17 protein-coding genes are annotated in these 20,795 nt (G+C 74.2%); 11 read left to right on the top strand and 6 right to left on the bottom strand.

From position 1 onward, the window contains the following. Nucleotides 1-27: 27 nt before the first annotated feature. The 3 genes from ACFY7E_RS30135 to ACFY7E_RS30125 are packed head-to-tail and all read left to right on the top strand — an operon-like array spanning nucleotide 28 to nucleotide 3,136. The gene (locus ACFY7E_RS30135) at nucleotides 28-1,692 is read left to right on the top strand and encodes a PP2C family protein-serine/threonine phosphatase (RefSeq protein WP_389490365.1); all 1,665 of its coding nucleotides are present in this window, start codon (nucleotides 28-30) and stop codon (nucleotides 1,690-1,692) included. Next, the gene (locus ACFY7E_RS30130) at nucleotides 1,689-2,771 is read left to right on the top strand and encodes a B12-binding domain-containing protein (protein WP_389490363.1); all 1,083 of its coding nucleotides are present in this window, start codon (nucleotides 1,689-1,691) and stop codon (nucleotides 2,769-2,771) included. Before ACFY7E_RS30135 ends, ACFY7E_RS30130 begins: the two co-directional genes overlap by 4 nt. Then, the gene (locus tag ACFY7E_RS30125) at nucleotides 2,768-3,136 is read left to right on the top strand and encodes an STAS domain-containing protein (protein ID WP_389490361.1); all 369 of its coding nucleotides are present in this window, start codon (nucleotides 2,768-2,770) and stop codon (nucleotides 3,134-3,136) included. Before ACFY7E_RS30130 ends, ACFY7E_RS30125 begins: the two co-directional genes overlap by 4 nt. Before the next feature lie 54 nt (nucleotides 3,137-3,190). Here ACFY7E_RS30125 and ACFY7E_RS30120 read toward each other — a convergent pair whose 3' ends face one another. Continuing rightward, complete coding sequence (locus tag ACFY7E_RS30120; protein WP_389490359.1) at nucleotides 3,191-3,538, bottom strand: STAS domain-containing protein; 348 nt, start codon at nucleotides 3,536-3,538, stop codon at nucleotides 3,191-3,193. A 120-nt stretch (nucleotides 3,539-3,658) separates the two neighbouring features. Beyond that, the gene (locus tag ACFY7E_RS30115) at nucleotides 3,659-5,266 is read right to left on the bottom strand and encodes a S8 family peptidase (RefSeq protein ID WP_389490357.1); all 1,608 of its coding nucleotides are present in this window, start codon (nucleotides 5,264-5,266) and stop codon (nucleotides 3,659-3,661) included. 557 nt (nucleotides 5,267-5,823) lie between these two features. On the opposite strand from ACFY7E_RS30115, the gene ACFY7E_RS30110 reads away from it, so the two are divergent. After that, the gene (locus ACFY7E_RS30110) at nucleotides 5,824-9,336 is read left to right on the top strand and encodes a LuxR C-terminal-related transcriptional regulator (RefSeq protein ID WP_389490355.1); all 3,513 of its coding nucleotides are present in this window, start codon (nucleotides 5,824-5,826) and stop codon (nucleotides 9,334-9,336) included. Nucleotides 9,337-9,535: 199 nt separating this feature from the next. Here ACFY7E_RS30110 and ACFY7E_RS30105 read toward each other — a convergent pair whose 3' ends face one another. Then, complete coding sequence (locus ACFY7E_RS30105; protein ID WP_389490353.1) at nucleotides 9,536-10,564, bottom strand: DUF3533 domain-containing protein; 1,029 nt, start codon at nucleotides 10,562-10,564, stop codon at nucleotides 9,536-9,538. Here ACFY7E_RS30105 and ACFY7E_RS30100 point away from each other — a divergent pair. Continuing rightward, nucleotides 10,563-11,402 carry a hypothetical protein gene (locus ACFY7E_RS30100; protein ID WP_389490350.1) on the top strand — a complete coding sequence of 280 codons (840 nt, stop codon included), beginning with the start codon at nucleotides 10,563-10,565 and terminating at the stop codon, nucleotides 11,400-11,402. The genes ACFY7E_RS30105 and ACFY7E_RS30100 overlap by 2 nt on opposite strands. A 235-nt stretch (nucleotides 11,403-11,637) precedes the next feature. Beyond that, the gene (locus ACFY7E_RS30095; protein ID WP_389490436.1) at nucleotides 11,638-12,270 is read left to right on the top strand and encodes a TetR/AcrR family transcriptional regulator; all 633 of its coding nucleotides are present in this window, start codon (nucleotides 11,638-11,640) and stop codon (nucleotides 12,268-12,270) included. 36 nt (nucleotides 12,271-12,306) lie between these two features. On the opposite strand, the gene ACFY7E_RS30090 is transcribed toward ACFY7E_RS30095, so the two are convergent. Both ACFY7E_RS30090 and ACFY7E_RS30085 read right to left on the bottom strand, forming a co-directional pair. Further along, nucleotides 12,307-12,591: a hypothetical protein gene (locus tag ACFY7E_RS30090; protein ID WP_389490348.1), complete on the bottom strand. Its 285-nt coding sequence runs from the start codon at nucleotides 12,589-12,591 to the stop codon at nucleotides 12,307-12,309. A 20-nt stretch (nucleotides 12,592-12,611) separates the two neighbouring features. Then, nucleotides 12,612-14,279: a sodium:solute symporter family protein gene (locus ACFY7E_RS30085; RefSeq protein ID WP_389490346.1), complete on the bottom strand. Its 1,668-nt coding sequence runs from the start codon at nucleotides 14,277-14,279 to the stop codon at nucleotides 12,612-12,614. A gap of 244 nt (nucleotides 14,280-14,523) precedes the next feature. Here ACFY7E_RS30085 and ACFY7E_RS30080 point away from each other — a divergent pair, with 244 nt between their 5' ends. The 5 genes from ACFY7E_RS30080 (at nucleotide 14,524) to ACFY7E_RS30060 (ending at nucleotide 20,017) form a co-directional block, all read left to right on the top strand. After that, nucleotides 14,524-15,783 carry an NAD(P)/FAD-dependent oxidoreductase gene (locus ACFY7E_RS30080; RefSeq protein ID WP_389490344.1) on the top strand — a complete coding sequence of 420 codons (1,260 nt, stop codon included), beginning with the start codon at nucleotides 14,524-14,526 and terminating at the stop codon, nucleotides 15,781-15,783. Further along, nucleotides 15,780-16,547, top strand: a complete 768-nt coding sequence (locus ACFY7E_RS30075) for a DUF1365 domain-containing protein (protein WP_389490342.1) — start codon at nucleotides 15,780-15,782, stop codon at nucleotides 16,545-16,547. Before ACFY7E_RS30080 ends, ACFY7E_RS30075 begins: the two co-directional genes overlap by 4 nt. 94 nt (nucleotides 16,548-16,641) lie before the next feature. Then, a complete protein-coding gene (locus ACFY7E_RS30070) occupies nucleotides 16,642-17,916 on the top strand; it encodes a class I SAM-dependent methyltransferase (protein WP_389490434.1) in 1,275 nt (424 codons plus the stop codon). Further along, on the top strand, nucleotides 17,913-19,199 hold the full coding sequence (locus ACFY7E_RS30065; protein WP_389490339.1) for a class I SAM-dependent methyltransferase: 1,287 nt from the start codon (nucleotides 17,913-17,915) through the stop codon (nucleotides 19,197-19,199). The genes ACFY7E_RS30070 and ACFY7E_RS30065 overlap by 4 nt, the downstream gene beginning before the upstream one ends. After that, a complete protein-coding gene (locus ACFY7E_RS30060; protein ID WP_389490337.1) occupies nucleotides 19,196-20,017 on the top strand; it encodes a DUF1295 domain-containing protein in 822 nt (273 codons plus the stop codon). The genes ACFY7E_RS30065 and ACFY7E_RS30060 overlap by 4 nt, the downstream gene beginning before the upstream one ends. 71 nt (nucleotides 20,018-20,088) lie before the next feature. On the opposite strand, the gene ACFY7E_RS30055 is transcribed toward ACFY7E_RS30060, so the two are convergent. Then, nucleotides 20,089-20,466 carry a hypothetical protein gene (locus ACFY7E_RS30055; RefSeq protein WP_389490336.1) on the bottom strand — a complete coding sequence of 126 codons (378 nt, stop codon included), beginning with the start codon at nucleotides 20,464-20,466 and terminating at the stop codon, nucleotides 20,089-20,091. Nucleotides 20,467-20,795: the final 329 nt, after the last annotated feature.

Raw genomic sequence — 20,795 nt, 5'->3', positions numbered from 1 at the left:
GAGGCGCGCCTCCGCGTGCCTCCTTCTGTGTCTTTTCCCCGCGGTTCCTCCGCCCGTCCGTCCGATACCGGCCTCCAGGTCGGTACCGCGTGGATCGAGGCCCCCTATCCCGTACTGGTCGTGGACCGGCACGGCGGTCTCGTGCGGATCAACGAGGCCGCCCGGCTCCTCCTGCCCGACGCCGCGAGCGGCGACTGGCTGCACGAACGTGTGCCGTCCTGGCTCTCGGACGCCCACCGGCGCATCTGCGACGGCCTGTCGGGCACGGGTGCCGGGCCGGCGACCGGGGGCGTCCGCGGCCGCCTCCTGGAGGCGCATCCCACGAAGGGCGACGACGGGGACGTGGTGTGGTGGCTGGTCGACCAGACCGACCGCCGCTTCGCCGAGACGGCCCTGCTCGACGTACGGGCGCGGTCCGAGATCCTCGCCGAGGTCTCCGGCTCGCTCCTGTCCACACTGAACGTGGGTCGCTGCATGGAGATGACCGCCTCGATGGCCGCGGACCACCTCGCCGAGGCCGCCGTCCTCGTGGCGCCGCCCCAGGGCCGGCGGCATCCCCTGACCTTCGCCCGCCGGGGCGGTCCCGTCACGCAGGCCGTCCGGCAGGTCGACGTCTCCGCCGTGCCCGGACTGGCCGAGGCCCTGCAGGGCTTCCCGCCCGTGCCCGCCCGCTGGATCGATCCTTCCACCATCCCCGACTGGGTGATCCCCGACGGCTTCACCTCGCCGGTCGGTTCCGTCATCGTCACGCCCCTCCCCGGCCACGGGGTGCCCGCCGGGGCCCTCATCCTGCTGCGCTCCAGCACCGAGCGGGCCTTCAGCGAGAACGAGGAGGTCTTCGCGCGCCTGTTCGCCGCGCGCGCCGGGGCCGCCCTGTCCGCGGCCCGCCTCTACACCGAGCAGGCCGCCATCACCGCCACGCTGATGCACGAGCTGCTGCCGCCGGTGCTGCACCACGTGCACGGGGTCGAGTACGCCGGCGGCTACCGCGCCTCGAAGGACCACGAACGGGTCGGCGGGGACTTCTACGACGTCCACCCCGGCGCCGACTCCTCCGGGGAGACCCTCGTCGTCCTGGGCGACGTCGCGGGCAAGGGCCTGGAGGCGGCGGTCCTGACCGGCAAGATCCGCAACACCCTGCACGCCCTGCTCCCCCTGGCCGAGGACCACCAGCGGGTCCTGAACCTGCTCAACGGCGCCCTGCTCTCCTCGCACCACACCCGCTTCGCCACCCTCGTCCTCGTCTCCGTGCACCACGGGGACGGCCGGACGCTGCTGCGGCTGACCAGCGCCGGACACCTGCCGCCGCTCGTCGCCCGCGCCGACGGCACGGTGGAGGAGATCACGACCCGCGGCACCCTGGTCGGCGCGCTGCCGACCGTCGAGGCCCGTACGGTGGAGACCGTGCTCGCCCCCGGGGAGACGTGCCTGCTCTACACCGACGGCATCGTCGAGGCGCGGGGTGGTCCCCTCGGGGACGAGTTCCTGGGCACGGAACGCCTGAAGAGGGCCTTGGCGGAGTGCGCGGGCATGCAGGCGGAGGCGGTCGTGGAGCGGATACAGATGCTGGCCGCCCAATGGCTCCACGAGGGACGTCACGACGACATGGCCGTCGTGGCGATCACCGCCCCCAGGGCCTCGTCGCTCACCACGGGCGACGGGTACGGCCGGTACGGCGGGAGGAACACGTGAGACAGGCCACCGCGACGGACACGGTGGTGGAACGGCTGTGGAGGGCAGCGGTGGAGGGCGACGAGCCCGCCGCCGCCTCGGTCGTCCACGAGGCACTCGACACGGGCGTGCCGGAGGAGACCCTGCTCCTCGAAGTGCTCGCGCCGGTCCAGTCGAGGGTCGGCGTCGAATGGGCCGCCGACCGCATCACCGTGGCCCAGGAGCACGCCGTCACCGCCATCAACGAGCGCATCGTCGCCTCCCTGGCGCACCGCCGCGCGGGCGGCCGCCCCGCGGTACCCTCCCGGGGCCGCGTCACGGTCAGCTGCGTCGACGGCGAGTGGCACGCCTTCCCCGCCCGTCTGGTCGCGGAGGTCCTCTCCCTGCACGGCTGGCGGGTCGACTACCTCGGGGCGCAGACCCCGACCCCGCACCTGGTCGCCCATCTGCACCAGAGCAACCCCGAGGCCGTCCTGCTGTCCGGGTCGATCCCGACCCACCTGCCGACCGCCCACGCAGCCATCACCGCCTGCCAGGCCGTGGGCGTCCCGGTGCTGACGGGCGGTCGCGCCTTCGGTCCCGACGGCCGGTACGCGCGCACGCTGCGCGCCGACCGGTGGGCGCCCGACGCGCGCGGCGCGCTCGCGGTCCTGGACGAGGGCCTCCCCCGGCCGAGCACGTCGGCCGGCCGACAGGCGGTGGACGACCTGCCGCACCTGGCCGACCAGGAGTACACGATGGTCGCCCGCTCCCGGCACCGGCTGGTCAGGCAGACCCTGGCCGACCTGGAGGAGCGGTTCCCACCGATGCGCGCCTACAGCGACCTCCAGCGCGAGCGCACGGCGGAGGACATCGCGCACATCGTCGGGTTCCTGGCCACCGCCCTCTACGTGGACGACCCCGAGCTGTTCACCACGTTCCTCACCTGGACCGCCGACGTCCTCGGGGCCCGCCGCGTCCCCACCCGTTCCCTCGTGGCCGGTCTGGACGCCCTGGCCGGGCAGCTGCACGACTTCCCCCGCGCGACGCACGTGATCGAGCGGGGCGGGGCGGCCCTGGCCGAGCACGCCGCCCGTTCCTTCCCCGGCCCCCGCTCATGAACGACTTCACCTCCACCGAGTTCGCCCTCGGTCTCGTCCGCGAGCCCGACTCGCTGTACGTACGGGTGAGCGGGGACTTCGACTACGACACCTGCGACGAGCTGGTCGACGTGGTCACGGAGAACCTGACGGGGGACGGAACGCCGCCGCGGGGCGTACGCCTCGACTTCGGCGGCCTGACGTACATCGACTCCTCGGGTCTGTCCGCCCTGCTCCTCGTCCACCGCCGGGCCAGCGCCCTCGGCGCCACCCTCTACCTGGACAACCGTCCGGACTTCCTGGAGCGCATGCTCCACATCACCAACGTCCTGGACCACCTCACCGGCCCGCCGTCCGCCCCCCGGTCCGGCCGGCCGGCGGACTGACGGGGACGGCGCCGGACCTCGGGGCGCCGTCTTCCCCTCCGCCGGCCGCGGGGTTCAGCTGGCCGGGGAGGGGCCGGTGCTGACGATCCGGAAGTGGTCGAGGGTCCCGCTGACGTCCAGGAGCCGCAGCACGGCGGAGTGCAGGGGCCCGATCAGGACCAGTTCGCGCCCGTCCGCCAGGTGGCGGCGCCGGGCGTCGAGCAGCGCGTTGAGGAGCATGCTGTCGGCGAAGGTGACCCGGGAGAGGTCCACCGCCGTCATCGGGGAGGCCGCCTCGTCGGCCGCCGCCCAGGCGGCCTCGACGTCTTCCGCGTCGTCATGATCCATCTCGCCGCGCATCGTGATCAGGAAGACCTGCTCGTGCCGGGTGAGGTGCACTTTTCCCTCGGGGGCCGCATACATGGCGTCATCCTCACATCGGCGGACGCCACTACGCCAGCCGCCCCCGGGCCGGCGGCACGGCCCGCGCCCCCCGGAGCGGCTCTGCTCCGGGGGGCGCGGGGTGGTGCGGAGGGCGCGAGGTCAGAACTGGAGCGACCAGGCGTTGACGTAACCGGTGTCGTTGACCCAGTTGTCGGTGACGCGGAGCTTCCAGGTGCCGTTGGCGGCCTTGGCGGAGGCGTCGACCGTGAACGTGCCCTGGACGTTGTCGGCGCTGTCGGAGGAGTTGTAGTTCTTCAGGACGAAGACGCCGCCGTCGGGGGCGACCAGCTCGACCTTCAGGTCACCGCGGAAGGTGTGGCGGATGTCGACGGTGACGGCCAGGTTCGCGGGGGCGTTGCCGGTGACGCCGGAGACGGTGACCGGCGACTCCACGGTGGCGTTGTCGCGGATCTGGACGTCGTCGGTGTTCTCGAACTTGCTGCCGGTGGGCGGCGGGGTGGTGCTGCCGGTACCGGTGTGGAGCAGCTTGTTCGGGGAGCCGGTGCGGGGGTCGGTGACCTTGCCGGAGGTGGCGTCGGCGACCAGCTTGTCGCGGACCTGGGCCGGGGTCCAGGACGGGTTGGCGGCGAGGAGCAGGGCGGCCGCGCCGGCGACGTGCGGGGAGGCCATGGAGGTGCCGCTCATCGACTGGGAGGCGGTGTCGCCGGAGTTGGACGTGGAGACGATGCTGTCGCCGGGGGCGAAGATGTCCAGGCAGGAGCCGTAGTTGGAGCCCTGGCCGTTGGACCAGCCGGTGGCGCGGGCGTCCTGGCTGTTGGTGGCGCCGACCGTGATGGCGGACGGGGTGGAGGACGGGGAGTAGGAACACGAGTCGGCGTTGTTGTTGCCGGCCGCCACGACCCAGGTGACGCCGGAGGCGATGGAGGACGCCACCGCGTCGTTCACCGACTGGGTCTTGCCGCCGCCGATGCTCATGTTGGCCACGGCCGGCTTCGCCGCGTTCTTGGTGACCCAGTCGATGCCCGCGAGGACCGGGGCCCAGGTGTCGCCGGAGGTGCCCTGGCAGTTCAGCACCCGGACGCCGATGAGCTTGACGCCCTTGGCGACGCCGTACGCGCCGCCGCCGACGGTGCCGGCGACGTGGGTGCCGTGGCCCTGGCAGTCGGAGGCGTTGGAGTCGTTGTCGATGAAGTCGTAGCCGCTGACCGCGCGGCCGCCGAAGTCGCGGTGGCTCATGCGGATGCCGGTGTCCACGATGTACGCGTTCACGTTGGAGGCGGTGGTGCCGTAGGTGTAGTTCTTGTCGACCGGCAGATCGCGCTGGTCGACGCGGTCCAGGCCCCAGGAGGGCGGGTTGGGCTGGGTGTCGACGGCGTACGCCACCGCGTCGGCCTCGACCCGGGCCACCGACGGGTCGGCGGCCAGCTCCTTCGCCTCGCTCTCGGTCATCTTCACCGCGAAGCCGCGCAGGGCGGCCGTGTAGGTGTAGCGCAGGCTGCCCGCGTGGCGCTTGGCCAGCGCCTTCGCGGAGGCGGGTATGTCGGCACGGGCGACCGAGTCCTTGAAGGTGACGATGTAGGAGCCTTCGACCGCGCCGGGGCGGTCCGCGCCGACGATGCGGCCCTCGCCGCCGCTCGGCGGTACGGGGGCGGCCGTGGCCCCGGCGGTCGAGGCGGCCCCGGCGAGCAGGGCGGCACTGGCGCCGACGGCGAGCAGGCGCCGGAGGACGCGAGCGTCGAACTCCATGGTTTCTCCCTTAGAGGTGTCCGGGCCCGGCTCGGGCCCGGAGGGCGGCACCCGTCGCCCCATGGGCTCCGGACACGCTCCGTCGGTGGTGGGAGGTGCGTGTCCGGAGGTCGGCCGCCGGACCGCCGGGACATGATCCTGTTGGGATCATGACAATCGCCCGGATGCGGCGGCCGTGCGGGCGCCTTCGGGTGCCGGCGCCCACGGCGGTGGGGGTGGGGTGGTGTGTCGTACGGAGTCGGCTCCGTGCGACACGGGTCCGGCCACGCCGGACGACCGCGTGGGGTGCGGCCGTCCCCGCATCCCGCCGGCTGGGGACCGAGGGATACGGAACGGCGTCGCCGGACCGCCCAGAGCTTCGGTCGGGCGGGGGGAATCCAGCAATCCGTAGCGCTACCCAAAGAGTGGGAGCGGGCGGTCGGACCGGACCGCCCGCATTCCGTAGGTGGTGGACCCCTATTGCGACATCGGCCGTCCGGAGGGTAGACCACCTGCCCAACGGGCGGCCCCGGTCGTACGGGGGCCTTCCGGGCGAGTGGTCGGCGAGAGGCGGAGCCGTGGAGAGACGTTCCTTCGGCACGGGGTCCTGCGGTACGGGGCCCTTCGGTACGGAATCTCCCGGTGCGGGGGCTCCCGGTGCGGGATCTTCCGGTGCGGGACACGGCGGGGAGACGGTCGGCGGGGGCGGCTTCGTCGGACGGGCCGAGGAGGCGCGGCGACTGCGCCGGGCGCTGCGGGAGGGGCCGGGCCTCACCGTCGTACGGGGAGAGGCGGGCGCGGGGACGTCCCGGCTGGTGGACGAGGTGCTCGGCCGGGCGGAGTTCGCGCGGTGGACGCAGCTGCGCGGGACGTGCCCCGACGCGGTGGACGCGGTGCCGCTCGGGCCCGTCGCCGACGCGCTGGCCGGGCTGCCGTACCGGCCCGGCCTCCCCGGCCGGGCGCTGCCCGCGGTGACCGGGGCCGTCGGCCTCCTCGTACCGGAACTGGCCGACCGGCTGCCGCCTCCGCCCGCGGCGGCGGGCGACCCGGAGGTGCGGCGGGGGCTGCTGCCGCGTGCGATCGGGGCGCTCCTCGCGGCGGTCGGGGACGCCGTGCTGGTCGTGGAGGACGTCCACCGCGCGGACCCCGCGACCCTCGCCCTGCTCCACCATCTGGCGGGCGCGATGCCGGCCGGGCTGCGGCTCGTCGTCACCGAGGACACCGCGGCCGGGCTGCCGGTCCTCGGCGTCCGCGTCCCGGACGGGGTGCGGACGGAGGAGATCGACGTGCGGCCCTGGACGCCCGGGGAGACGGGCGAGTACGTACGACGGTGGCTCGACGCGCACCGTCCGGGACGGGCGGACGAACGGGAGGAACTCACCGCGCTCGTCCACGAACTGACCGCCGGACTGCCCGGAGTCGCCGGAGAACTGCTGCGGAGCGCCGGGGAGCTGCTGCGGGGGTACGGGGAGGACGCCCCCTGCGGGAGGCTCGACGCGGACGGGGCTGCGGGGGCGTGGGCGGGTCGGGGTGGTCGGGGGGCGGGGCCCGGGATGGGTCCGGGTGACCGGGAGGCGGGTGGTGGGGCGGGCGGGGTCGACCGGGAAGCAAGGCCCGGGGCTGGTGGGCCGACGGGCCCTTGGCCGGGTCGAGGCGACCGGGCGCCGGCCCCCGGGGCAGGCGGCGCAGGCGGGCCGGCGAGGCCGTGGACCGGTCCGGCCGACCGGGCGGCGGAGCCCGGGGCGGGCGAGGCCGACGGACCGGCGGGCCCTTGGCCGGGCCGGGTCGACCGGGCGACGGGCTCTGGAGCAGGCGGGACCGGCGGGCCGGTGAGGCCGTGGACGGGCTCGGCCGATCGGGCGGCGGAGTTCCGGGCGGGCGAGGCGGGATGGTCGACGGGGCCGTGGACGGGGCCGGGCGGCCGGGAAGCGGGTCCCGGAGTGGGCGAGGTCGGCCGGTCGGCGGGGACGGGCGGCCGGATGGCGGGGCCGGTGTCCGCCGCCGTGTGCGAGGCGGGGGTGCCCGTCCGGGTGCGGCGGGAGTTGGCCCGGCGGTGCGCGCCGCTCGGTGAGGACGCGCGGCGGATCGTCGAGGCGGCGGCCGTGCTCGGCCTCGCGGTGCCCGTCGGCGTGCTCGCCGAGGTGGCGGACCTCGCGCCCGAGCGGGCCGAGGCGGCCGTGGACGCGTGCGTACGCCGGTCCGTGCTGCGGGCCGACGGGCCGTGCCCCGCCTTCCGGCACCCCCTGGACCGCCGGGCCGCGCTGGCGCGCCTCTCCGGGCCGCGGCTCGCCCGGTTGAGCCTGCGCGCCGCCCGGGCCCTGCGCCGGAACGGCGGAGGGCCGCCGCCGCTGGCCGACCTCGCCCGGCTGTACGCGGCGGCCGGGCGGGTGCGCGAGGGCCTGCGCTGTCTCGTCACGGCCGCCGACCGGGCGGCGGCCGCCGGCGACTACGCCACCGCCACCAGCCTCTACACCCGGGCGGTCGCCGAGGACCCGCGCGCCGGGGGCCGGATCCGCACCGCGGCGAAACTGGCCCGCACCGCGCAACTGGCCCGCGCCGGTGGGCCGGTGGTGGCCGCGGTGCGGCGGGTCCTCGACGAGGACGACCCGCCGCCCCGGCTGCGCGGCGAGATCCGGCTGCACCTGAGCGTCGTCCTGCGCAACCAGAGCGGAGGGGCGCTCGACAGCCTCAACGAGGTCGCCCGCGCCGTCCCCGACCTGGAGGCGTCCGACCCGCAGACCGCCGCCCGCGCCATGGCCGTCGCCGCCATCCCCTCCATCAAGGGCTGGCACGTCGACCGCCACCGGGAGTGGCTGGAGCGCGGCGAGGCGCTCGCCGACCGGGTCGTCGACCCGGTCGCCCGGGCCGCCGTCGCCGCCAACCGCGCCACCGCCCTGATGTTGCTCGGCGATCCGCGCGCCTGGACCGCGGCCGAGGCGCTGCGCGGTCCGGCCGGATCCGCGATGGAGGCCGCGCACCACGCCCGGGGCTGGACCAATCTGGCGCACGCCTCCATCGCCCTCGGATACGGCGCGCGGGCCCGGGAGTTCCTCGACCGGGCCGCCGACGGGCTCGCCGACACCAGCAGCCCCTACCTGGAAGGGCTGGCCCAGACCGCCCGTCTGGTGCTCGCCTGGCACGGGGGCCGCTGGCAGGACCTGCACGCGGCCGCCGACCGCACCACCCGGCTCTACCAGGAGATACCCGATCTGACCTCCGAGGCCATGCTGGTCCGCGGGCTGACCGCGCTGCACGTGCTCGGCGACGTCCCCCGGGCCCGCCACGACCTGGCGGAGGCCGCCCGTACCACCCGTTACGACACCGGTCTCATCCTCACCGCCTCCGCCGCCGCCACGGCCCGCTTCCATCTGGAGGCCGGACGGCCCGGACGGGCGTGCGAGGCCGTGGAGGAGGTGCTGCACCGGCTCGAACGGACCGGCGGCTGGGTGTGGGCCGGGGAGGTGCTGCCCGTCGCCGTGGAGGCCCTGCACGGCAGCGGGCAGACCGCGCGGGCCCACCGGATCGTGACCGACTTCACCGCCGGGATCGCGGACCGCGACGCGCCCGCCGCCCGGGCCGCCCTGACCGTGTGCCGGGCCCTGCTCGCCGAGGCCGGGGGCCGGCCGGACGAGGCCGTCGAGCTGCTGGCCGACGCGGAGGCGCGGTGGCGGCTGCTCGGCCGCCCCTTCGACGCGGCCAGGGCGGCGGAGACCCGCGGGCGCTGCCTCCTCGACCTGCGCGGGGAGGCGGCGGCCGACGAGGTCCTGGAGGTGGTCGAGGTCTACCGGCGGCTCGACGCCCGCTGGGACGTGGCCCGCTGCCGACGGCTGCTGCGCCGCCACGACATCGTCACCACCCACCGCCGCGGCCGTCTCGGCTACGGCGACCAGCTCTCCCCGCGCGAGCAGGAGGTGGCCCGACTGGTCGTCCAGGGCCGCGCCAACCGGGACATCGCCGAGAGCCTGGTCCTCTCCACCCGGACCGTGGAGCACCACGTGGCACGCATCATGCGAAAGCTGAACGCCGCGTCCAGGACGGACATCGCCCTGGCGGGGTGGGGGGACGGCGGAGCGGAGACGCGCCGGAGCTAGCAGCGCCGGGTCCGTCGAGGACCGCTGGGCCCGGCGGCCGGTCGCGGACGATCCGGACGCAGAACAGCGGTCCGCCCCTCGGCGGGCCGACGGGACCGCCGTCGTCCTGCCCCGGCCCCGATCTGCGGCTCCACCAGTGCTGTCGGGTCCGCCGGTGCGAAGGCACGGCCGTCAGCGGACGCGCCGAACTACGCCCCGGTCACAGCAGACCGTCCCCCGCTTCCGCGGTGCGGCGTTGTCGGAGCACCGCCGCGAGCATGGTGATCAGGACGCCGACGACCGCCCAGGCCGACAGGACCAGCAGCGCGGAGGTCATGGTGTTGCCGTGGAAGTACGAGATGGAACGGGCCGCCCACGTGCCCGCGCCCGGTGGCAGAGCGGGTCCGATCGCCTGCCAGAACGGCGGCAGCATCGGCGCGGGGAAGGCGCCGCCCGCGCTCGGGTTGCCCGCGATGACGACCAGGAGGATCGCCAGCCCGATCCCGATCACTCCGAAGAGCCCCTGGAGGGCGAGGGTGGCGGCGCCGACGGCGAAGATCAGCAGCGCGCCCAGCCCCCACAGCGCCCACACGCTGCCCGGCAGGGCGTCCAGGATCGGCCCCACGATGACCGCGCCGCCCAGGCCGCCGACGAGGGCGACCAGGGTCATCGTGCCCAGACGGGTGGCCGCGCGGGTCGGGTTGGCCGGCCGGGCGCCCGCGCTGATCGCCAGGATCGACGCGCACAGGTAGGCCCCCACGCACCAGCCGATCACCAGATAGAACGAGGACAGGCCGTTGAAGTCGTGCGGCGAGGCCGGGGCCACGTCGACCGTGCGGACGGCCCGTCCCCGGGTCTTGTCCACGGCGGTGATCAGCGTCCCCAGGGCCAAGGACAGGGCTTTGCCGCCGCCGGAGGCGACCAGCAGCGTGTCGGTGGTCCCGGCCGGGTTCACCACCAGTGCCCCGTAGAGGTCCCGGTTCATGATCTGCTCCCGCGCCGACCGCTCGTCGGGCAGGGCTCGCGGATCCAGCGGAGAGCCCGGCAGCCCGTCCAGGCGGGCCACCGTCTGCCCCGCCACCGCCCGGGGCGCCACGACTCCGAAGGAGACGTCCTTCAGCCTGGGCTCGTGCAACGCGCCCACGTACGAGGCGATGAACAGCAGTTGCAGGACGATCACCCCGATCACCAGCAGCGTGGCTCGCGGAGTGACGGCGTCCTTCACCTCGGACAAGGCGCTCTGTCTCATGCCCCCACACTCCCGGGAGCCGGGCCCCCACGCAGCCGGGAGACACCCGAACGGCTGTCGGTCCGTCCGGGGGACCGGGCTGCTGATCACCGGCAACGTCATGGTCCACGCCGAGGCGCTGACCGGCCCGGCCGGTGTCGTGCTCGACGAGAACGCGCCCCTGGAGCCGTTCGCCGCGTGGGCGAGGGCCGGCAAGTCCGGCGGCGGTGCGCTGTGGATGCAGATCAACCACCCCGGCCGCCAGGTGGCCTCCGGCATGCCCGGCGTCGTGTGGGGCCCGTCCGACATCGGCGTCAGCCTGGGCAGGCACAGCAGCCGCTTCGGCCGCCCGACCGCCATGACCCCGCGGCAGATCGAGGAGACCGTCGCGCGGTACGCGGCGACCGCACGCCGCGCCGAGCAGGCCGGCTTCGACGGCGTCGAGGTCCACGCCGCGCACGGCTACCTCCTGTCCCAGTTCCTCTCCCCGCTGGTCAACAAGCGCACCGACCAGTGGGGCGGGTCCCTGGAGAACCGGGCCCGGACGCCGCTCGACGTCGTCCGCGCCGTCCGGGCCGCCGTCCCGCCGTCCTTCGCGGTCGCGGTCAAGCTCAACTCCGGCGGCAGCTACGAGAGCCCCGCCATGACCGGCCGCTCCACCGACACCCGCACCCGGGCCCGCGAGGCGTACTTCCTCGACCTGGCCGAGGACCTCGTCACCACCAGCCCGCTCCCCCTGATGCTCACCGGCGGCATCACCCGGCGCGCCACCGCGCGGATGATCTCCGAACAGCGCAGGCAGCCCAAGGCCCTGCGCGACTACCGCACCTGGCTGGCCAAGCCCCGGAGCGCGGCCTGAGGGGCACGACCCGAACGTCGTCGCCCCGCCTCGAAGTGTCGACGCCGCGAGCACGGCGCCCCGCCGTCGCCGAGTCACTTCGCTCCCAAGCGGCGCAGAAGCCCGACACCCGGACCGTCACCCACCGGCACCTCCAGGGCTTCGCCCCGCCGGTCGCCCCGGTTCTCTCCTTCTTGCAAGCCGCCTAGAACGTACGCGGCGTTCACATAAGAGAGGGCACGTGAGCACCGCGAGCATGAAGGGTGTGCGACCCACGGGCCGGACCAGTACGTACCACCACGGCGACCTGCGCGCCGCTTGTCTGCGCGCCGCGCGCGAGCTCCTGGAGGAGAACGGCAGCGCGGGCCTCTCGCTGCGTGCGGTCACCCGGCGCGCCGGGGTGTCGGCCACCGCCCCCTACCGCCACTACGCCGACCGCGACGCGCTCGTCTCCGCCGTGGCCGCCGAGGGGTACCGCGAGCTCGCCGAACACCTGGCCGAGGCGCGCCCCGCGCCCTCGACGCCCGACGAGCTCGCCGCGGCGGCCGTCGCCCACGTACGGTTCGCGCTGGACCACCCCGCCCTGTTCCGGGCGATGTCCGCCGAGCCCTGCGACCCGACCGGCGAGGAGCGGGTCGCCGCGACCGCCGCCATCTCCGCGTACGTCCGCGGCATCGTCCGCGCCACCTTCCCCGGCGTGGACGCGGACGCCCTGTCGACCACGGTGTGGGCCCTCGTCCACGGTCTGGCGTTCCTGCACCTCGACGGCAAGCTCGACACCTCCACCCCCGAGGCGGTCGCTGCCCAGGTCGCCTCCGCCGTCCATGCCCTGTTCGGCGCCGCCCCGGCGCTGTCCGGGACGGCGGCGGCCGCGCGGGCGACGGCTTGAACCGTCGTCACCCCGCGCGGCCCCGGGCCCGGTCCGTCAGGAGGCCGAGCGGTCGGCGGGAGTGGGCGGGGCCGCCGGACGGAGCTTCAGCCAGACGAGGAAGAAGAGGCCGAGGGCGAGCATGCCGAGCCCCGTCCAGAGGTTGATGTTGACGCCGACGGCCTTCCTCAGGTCGGCGTCGTCGGCGGTGACGCCCGCGAGGGTCACCATCACGCCGTAGAGGGTGAACAGGCCGCCGATGATGCGCCGGATGTCGAAGAGCCGGGCGGCGGTGGCGGACTTCTCCTCCGACTCGGAGGCTTCGCGCTGCGGTTCGGTCATGATGAGTTGCCTCCGGTCGTTCAGAAGGAGTACGGCAGGTAGCAGAGCGCGGCCAGGACGACGGCTCCCCAGCCGAGGAGGGCGGGGCGCCGGTACCAGGCGTCGTCACCGTCGGACGGCGCCTCGTCCATGCCGGGCGACCTCGTCCCGTACACGAGACCGGCCAGTTCGGCCTCGGGCTTGGGGGCCGTGAAGAGGGTGACGACGACCATCACCACCGCGCCGGCGACGAAGCCGACGACGGCCGAGACGAAGTTGGCGCCCTGGTCGGTGGGGATGCCGATGACGCCCTGCTTGTAGACGACGAAGTAGTTGACCATCGCGGCCACCGTGCCCGCGACCAGGCCCCAGAAGCCGGACTTGACCGAGGCGCGCTTCCAGAACATGCCGATGACGAAGACGACGAACATCGGCACGTTGAAGAAGGAGAACAGGGTCTGGAGGTACCCCATGATGTTGGAGAAGCCGGCGGCGAGGAACGCGGTGCCGATGGAGGCGAGGACGCCGAGGGCGGTGACCAGGCGCCCGAAGCGCAGGTAGTAGCCGTCCTCGCGGCCCTTCACGACGTACTCGGCCCAGATGTCGGCGGTGAACACGGTGTTGAACGACGACACGTTGGCGGCCATGCCCGCCATGAAGGCGGCGAGCAGACCGGTGACGGCGATGCCGAGCACGCCGTTGGGCAGCAGCTCCTGCATGAGCAGCGGGACGGCGTCGTTGTAGGTGAGGCCGGAGCCCTCCGTGCCGATCTTCGGCACCAGCGTGGCGGCGACCAGGCCGGGGATCATCACCACGAAGACGATGAAGATCTTGGGGAACGCGGCGATGAGCGGGGTCCGCCTGGCCGCCGACAGGTTCTTGGCGGACAGGGCCCGCTGCACCTCGGCGAAGTTGGTGGTCCAGTAGCCGAAGGAGAGGACGAAGCCGAGGCCGAGGACGATGGTCAGCCAGTTGGCGCCGAGCGGGTTGGGGTCGCCGATGCCGGTGCCGCCCCAGGCGGACAGGAAGTCGGCGCCGTGGCTCTTCTCCAGGGAGGAGGTCAGGCCGTCCCAGCCGCCGACCCGCTTGAGGCCGAGGATCGTGAGCGGTATGAGCGCGGCGAGGATCACGAAGAACTGCAGGACCTCGTTGTAGATCGCCGAGGACAGGCCGCCGACCGTGATGTACGCCAGGACGAAGAACCCGGCGACGACGATGGAGACCCACTGGGGCCAGCCGAGGAGCGCCTCCACGACGATCGACAGGGCGTAGAGGTTGACGCCCGCGATGAGGATGGCGGCGAGGGCGAAGAGGACCGAACTCAGCAGGTGGGCGGACCGGTCGAAGCGCTGGAGCAGGAACTCGGGGACCGAGCGGACCTTGGAGCCGTAGTAGAAGGGCATCATCACCAGGCCGAGGAAGACCATGGCGGGGATGGCGCCGATCCAGTACCAGTGGACGACGGCGACGCCGTACTGGGCCCCGGTCGCCGCCATGCCGAGGATCTCCGTGGCTCCCAGGTTCGCGGCGACGAACGCGAGGCCGGTGACCCAGGCCGGGAGCGAGCGGCCCGAGAGGAAGAAGTCGAGGCTGGTTCTCACACTCGTCCGGGCGGCGAAGCCGATGCCCAGGACCACGACGAAGTAGATCGCCAGGATCGAGTAGTCGAGCCAGTTGGTGGGGAGCCGCAGCTCCGCGGCCAGGTGCATGGGGTACTCACTTCGTCGCCCGAAAGGAACAGGCGCGAACCTACGCACGGAACCACGAGAAGTGAACAGCACCTCTGATTATTTTTGATTGATCGTGATCGAACCTGGTGGAAATTTCTGACAAAGAGTCACCAACAGGGCGTCGGAACTCGCGCGCGACATCCTCCAATCCATCCGCCCCCCGGCTGCGAAGTACGGGTGAATCGTGCCGCGGTCGCGGCGTGTCGGGTGGCGGGAGACGCGGGTGGAGCAACGCAAGGTGGCAGTGGTCGGCGCCGGAGTGGCGGGACTGACCGCCGCCCACGTCCTCTCCCCCGTACGCGAGGTGACCCTGTACGAGGCGGACGAACGTCTCGGCGGCCACGCCCACACCCGGGAACTGGCCGGGCCCGGGGGCCGGTCGGTGTCCGTGGACTCCGGCTTCATCGTCCACAACGAGCGCACCTACCCGACCCTGCTGCGGCTCTTCGACGAACTGGGCGTCAGCAGGCAGGAGACCGAGATGAGCATGTCGGTACGGTGCGACGGCTGCGCCCTCGAGTACGCGGGCGCCCGCGGGCCCGCCGGCCTCTTCGCCTCGCGCGGCGCCCTGCGCGGCCGCTACCTGCGACTGCTGACCGAGGTCCCCGCCTTCCACCGCGCGGCCCGGCGCCTGCTGGCCCGGGGCGGAGATCCGGGCGTCACGTTCGGGGACTTCCTGCGCGACCACGGCTTCTCCCCCTATTTCGTCGCCCACTTCGCGCTCCCCCTGGTGTCGGCGGTGTGGTCCTGCCCGGCCCGCACCGCCCTCGTCTACCCGGCCGCCTACCTCTTCGCGTTCCTCGACCACCACGGCCTGCTGTCCGTCACCGGGTCCCCGCGGTGGCGGACGGTCACCGGCGGCTCGGGCGCCTACGTGGCCGCCGCCGCCAAGAACATCCGGCGCGTCCTCACCGCCAGCCCCGTCGAGACCGTCCGGCGGACCGGCCGCGGCGCGCTCGTCACCACCCGGGACGGCACCGTCGAGACGTACGACGCCGTCGTCATCGCGACCCACCCCGACCAGGCGCTGCGGATGCTCGCCGACCCGACCCCCGACGAACGGCGGGTGCTCGGCGCCTTCACGTACTCCCGCAACCCCACCGTGCTGCACACCGACACCTCCGTGCTGCCCCGCTCGCCGCGCGCCCGGGCGTCCTGGAACTACCACCTGACCGGGTGCGACCCCTCCACCGACCCGGTGCGGGTCAGCTACGACATGCGGCGCCTGCAGCGACTGCCGGCCGGGGCCGAGTACGTCGTCACCCTCGGCGGCGGCGACCTCGTCGCCCCGGACCGGGTGGTGGAGCGCATGGTGTACGAACACCCCGTCTACACACCGGCCTCGGTCGCGGCGCAGAGGGAGCTCCCGGGCCTCAACACCGCGGTGACCGCGTACGCGGGCGCGTGGCACGGCTGGGGGTTCCACGAGGACGGCTGCCGTTCCGGCGTGCTCGCCGCCCGGTCCCTGGGCGTGCGGTGGTGACCGGCGCCGGCCCGGCGACGCCAGCGCTGTACGAGTGCGTGGTCGCCCACGCGCGCACCGCGCCGCTGCGCCACTCCTTCCGGCACCGCACGTACCTGTGGTGCGTGGACCTCGACGCGCTGCCGGTGCTGCCCGCCCCGGTCCGGCCGCTGGCCCGGTTCGACGCCCGCGACCACTTCACGGGCCGTGCCGGATCCGTCCGGGCGGGCCTCGACGCGTACCTGGCCGAGCAGGGCGTCGACCTGGGCGGAGGGCGCGTCGTGATGCTCGCGCACGCGCGGGTGCTCGGCTTCGTCTTCAACCCGCTCAGCGTGTACTGGTGCCACGACGCCTCCGGCGCCCCGGTGTGCGTGGTGGCCGAGGTCCACAACACGTACGGACAGAGGCACTGCTACCTGCTCCGCCCCGACGGCGAGGGAAGCGCCGAAGCGGACAAGGCCTTCTACGTCTCCCCGTTCTTCGGCGTCGAGGGGCGCTACCGGATGCGTCTGCCGCCGCCCGGCGAGGAGCTGCGCCTGGCGGTGGAGCTGCGGACCGGGGACGGCCGTCCGTTCACCGCGACCGTACGGGGGCGCCGGCGCCCCGCCACCGTCGCCGCCCTGCTGGGGTGCGCGGTGCGCAGGCCGTGGTCGACCGCCGCCGTCTGGGCCGGGATCCGCCGCCACGGCGTCCGCCTGTGGCTGCGCGGCCTGCCCGTACAGCCCCGTCCCGAGGACGGCCCGCTCTCCCCGCCGTGCGGTCGGCCGACCGCCCGTACGCGCTGACCCCACCGCACACCACGCAGAAGGACACACCGTTTTGAACCCTCCCTCCCCGATCTCCCCCGGTCGCGCCCCGGTGGCCCGGCGCGCCGTGTTCGTGCCGGCCCAGCCCGGTCCGGCCGCGGCCGTCCACGCCGACGACGCCGTGGGCGTCGTGGACGCCGACCGCTGGCCGGACGTGGCCCGGCCGCCGAAGGCGACGCCCGGCCGGACGGCCCTCGCCCGGTACCTGGTGCGCAAGGCCCTGAAAGACCTGTCGCTCCTCGCGCCCGGCGGCGCCGCGGACCCGGCCGTACCGTCCCCGCCCCGGCTCGTGCTCCACGACCCGGACGCCTTCTACCGCAGGATCGGCAGCGCCGGACTGATCGGCTTCGGCGAGTCCTACATGGCCGGGGAGTGGGACAGCGACGACCTGCCCGGGGTCCTGACCCGCCTCGCCGCGCACGTCGACGACCTCGTGCCCGCCCCGCTGCGCCGGCTGCGGTCCCTGTGGGTGGCGTCCCGGCCGGCCGCCGACCTCAACACCCCCGACGGAGCGCGGCGGAACGTCCACCGCCACTACGACCTGTCGAACGAGCTGTTCGCCACGTTCCTCGACCCGTCCCTCACCTACTCCTCCGCGCTGTTCCCCGCCTTCCCCGCCCGCTTCGCGTCCCTGACGGACGCCCAGCACCGCAAGATCGACCGGCTTCTGGACCTCGCCCGGGTCGGCGCGGACACGAGGCTCCTGGAGATCGGCACCGGCTGGGGCGAACTCGCCCTGCGCGCCGCGGCCCGGGGCGCGCGGGTCACCACCCTCACCCTCTCCCACGAGCAGGCGAACCTCGCACGCGCGCGCGTACGGGCGGCCGGCCTGGCCGACCGGGTCGACGTCCGGCTGTGCGACTACCGGGACGCCGAGGGCCGCTACGACGCCGTCGTCAGCGTCGAGATGATCGAGGCGGTCGGGGCCGAGTACTGGCCCTCCTACTTCCGGACCCTGCGCGGCGCGCTCGCGCCCGGCGGCAGGGTCGCCCTCCAGGCCATCACCATGGGCCACCGGCAGATGCTGCACACCGCCGCCACCCACACCTGGATCAGCAAGTACGTCTTCCCCGGCGGCCTCATCCCCTCCCGCGAGGCCCTCGACGAGCACTCCGCCGCCGCCGGGCTGCGCACCGTCGCCGACAACGGCTACGGCCCTCACTACGCGGAGACCCTGCGCCTGTGGCGGGAGCGGTTCACCGCCCGGCGGGACGACGTCGCCGCCCTCGGCTTCGACACCGTCTTCCGGCGCATGTGGGAGCTGTACCTCGCCTATTCCGAAGCCGGTTTCCGCTCCGGCTACCTCGATGTCCGCCAGATCCTCCTGACCGAAGGGACCCCCCGATGAGGCCCGCCGCCGACCGTCTCGCCGAACTGCTCGGCCACTTCGTCACCGGTCCGCCGCCGGTACGGCTGCGCGCCTGGGACGGCAGCACGGCCGGCCCCGCCGACGCGCCCCTCGTCTCGCTCCGCTCCCCCGCCGCCCTGCGCCGCCTGCTGTGGCAGCCGGGCGAACTGGGCCTGGCGGAGGCGTACGTCACCGGGGACCTCGACGTCGAGGGGGACCTCGCCCCGGCCCTGTCCCGGGCCGGCCGCGCCGTCCGCGACCAGGGGGCCGCCCGGCCGGGCCCGGCCGGTCTGGCGGCGGCCGGCGCCCTGGCCGTGGGCCTGGGCGCGGCCGGGCCGCCGCCGCGCCGCCCCGGCGGCCGGGCCCGACTCGGCGGACGGCTGCACACCACGGGCCGCGACCGGGCCGCGATCAGCCACCACTACGACCTCTCCAACGACTTCTACGCCCTGCTGCTCGACGAGTCGATGGCGTACTCGTGCGGGTACTGGGCCCGCCCCGACGACCCCTCCTACGGTCTGGCCGACGCCCAGCGGGACAAACTGGAGCTGATCTGCCGCAAGCTCGGCCTGCGCGCCGGGGACCGGCTCCTCGACGTCGGCTGCGGCTGGGGCTCGCTCGCCGTGCACGCGGCCCGCGAGCACAAGGTCCGCGTCACCGCCGTCACCCTCTCCCGGGCCCAGCGGGACTTCGTCGCCGACCGGTGCGTGCGCGAGGGCGTGGCCGATCTCGTGGACGTCGAGCTCGGGCACTGGCGCCACATCGACGCGGCGGGCTTCGACGCGGCGTCCACCGTCGAGATGGGCGAGCACGTCGGCGACGCCGAGTACCCGGACTTCGCGGCGAAGCTGTACGGCGCGCTGCGCCCCGGCGGCCGGCTGTTCGTCCAGCAGATGTCCCGGGGTGCGAACGCGCCGGGCGGAGGGGCGTTCATCGAGACCTACATCGCCCCCGACATGCACATGCGTCCCGTCGGCAGGACCGTGGACGTGCTGGAGTCCGCCGGTTTCGAGGCCCGGCACGTCGAGTCCGTCCGCGAGCACTACGCGCGGACCATCGACGCCTGGCGCGACCGGCTCGAATCCCACTGGCCCCAATTCGAGGAACTCGTCGGCACGACGACCTGTCGCGTCTGGCGCCTCTACCTGGCCGGTGCGTCCCTCGCGTTCTCGGAGCGGCGCATGGGCGTCGACCAGATCCTCGCCGTCCGCCCCACCCGTGAGGGCGGTTCGGGCGTGTCGTCCACCCCCGCCGCCTGGTACGACACGGACGGACGGCCGTGAGCCCGCCCGACTGGGGCGCGCTCGTCCCCTGTCTCCTCGCCACGGCCGCCACGGCGGTGGGGGTCCTGCTCGTCACGTTCACCCTCGCCGTCCGCCGGGGTCTGCACCGCGTCGTGGACATCGCCTGGGGACTCGCCTTCTGCTCCGTCGCCGCCGTCTCCTTCGTCCTGTCCGACGGGCACGGCGACGACGGGCGGCGGCTGCTGGTCACCGCGGCCACCGTCGTCTGGGGGCTGCGGCTCTCGCTGCACATCGCCCACCGCTTCCGGGGCCACGGCGAGGACCCGCGCTACGCCGAACTCCTCGACAAGGCACCGGGAAACCGCACCTGGTACGCGCTGCGCACCGTGTACCTGGCGCAGGCGGGTCTCGTCTGGCTGATCTCGCTGCCCGTCCAGCTGGCCGCCCACAGCCCTTCGCCGCTGGGCCCGCTCGACGCCGTCGCCGTGACCGCGTGGGCGGCCGGACTGGTCTTCGAGGCCGTCGGCGACCGTCAACTGGCCCGGTTCAAGGCCGATCCCGCGAACCGCGGCCGTGTCATGGACCGGGGGCTGTGGGCCTGGACCCGCCACCCGAACTACTTCGGCGACGCGCTCGTCTGGTGGGGGCTGTACCTCCTGGCCTGCACCACCTGGCAGACGGCGCTCGCCGCTCTCGTCTCCCCCGTCGTGATGACCCTGCTGCTGACCGTCGGCAGCGGCAAACGCCTGCTGGAGAAGCGCATGGCCGACCGTCCCGGTTTCGCCGCGTACGCCGCCCGGACCAGCGGTTTCCTTCCCAGGCCGCCGCGCCGCACCCCTTCGCGGCACAGGAGGTGACGCCCACCGGCCGCTGGTACGGGAGGGTGAGGCCGGGAGCCGTGCTCCCGACCCCACCCCGGGGCTCCGCGTCAGCGGTGACGGCAGTCCCAGTGCCCCTTCACCCAGACGTGGTCCCAGTGGCTGGGAACGTAGACCCACTTGTAGACGTGGTCATGGCTCCAGTGGCCGTTGTGCCACTTGCCGTGCTTGTCGTGCTGACCCGGGTGCCAGGTCTTGTGCGGGAAGGCCTTCTTCTCCCAGTGGCCCTTGACCCACTTCTTCTCCCAGTGGCCCTTCTTCCACTCGCACCGGTCGTGGTGATCGGTCGTCACCACACTGGTGGCGACGGACGAGGGCGCCGGGGCGGCTGCCGCCGTGCCCGACAGACCGAGCGCGGCACCGCCGGCCAGCAGGCCGGACGCCGCGGCGCCCGCCACCAGACGGCGGAGCCGGATGGATGCGGTCATCGGATCCACCTCCTTCGAACGAATCGCATCGGTGCGCACGTACGAGAGCCGGCGGGCGTGTCCGAGGGGGGCCGTCCTATGACGGCCTCCGCTCCGTCGCCGTTCTCGCTGTGCAGGACATGAGGGATTCGGAGCCGAAGGTGCCGTGGACGAACGGATGCCGAAGAAATTCTCGGGACGCCGGAGAAATTCTCGACCGCGGCGAGAAGACCGCTCCCGGAACACCGGACGCGACATCCGGCGGCGGCGCGGCTCCGAATCCCCTGTACACATCCGTGCCCACCGGTTCGATCCCCTCCAGGGGGCAGTCATGATCACCACGATGCCGT

This window comes from Streptomyces sp. NPDC012825, from assembly GCF_042900925.1.
In the GTDB taxonomy this organism is placed as follows: Bacteria; Actinomycetota; Actinomycetes; order Streptomycetales; family Streptomycetaceae; genus Streptomyces.
Note: the sequence above shows the minus strand (reverse complement) of the source record. Positions and strands in the feature narration are given on the sequence as shown.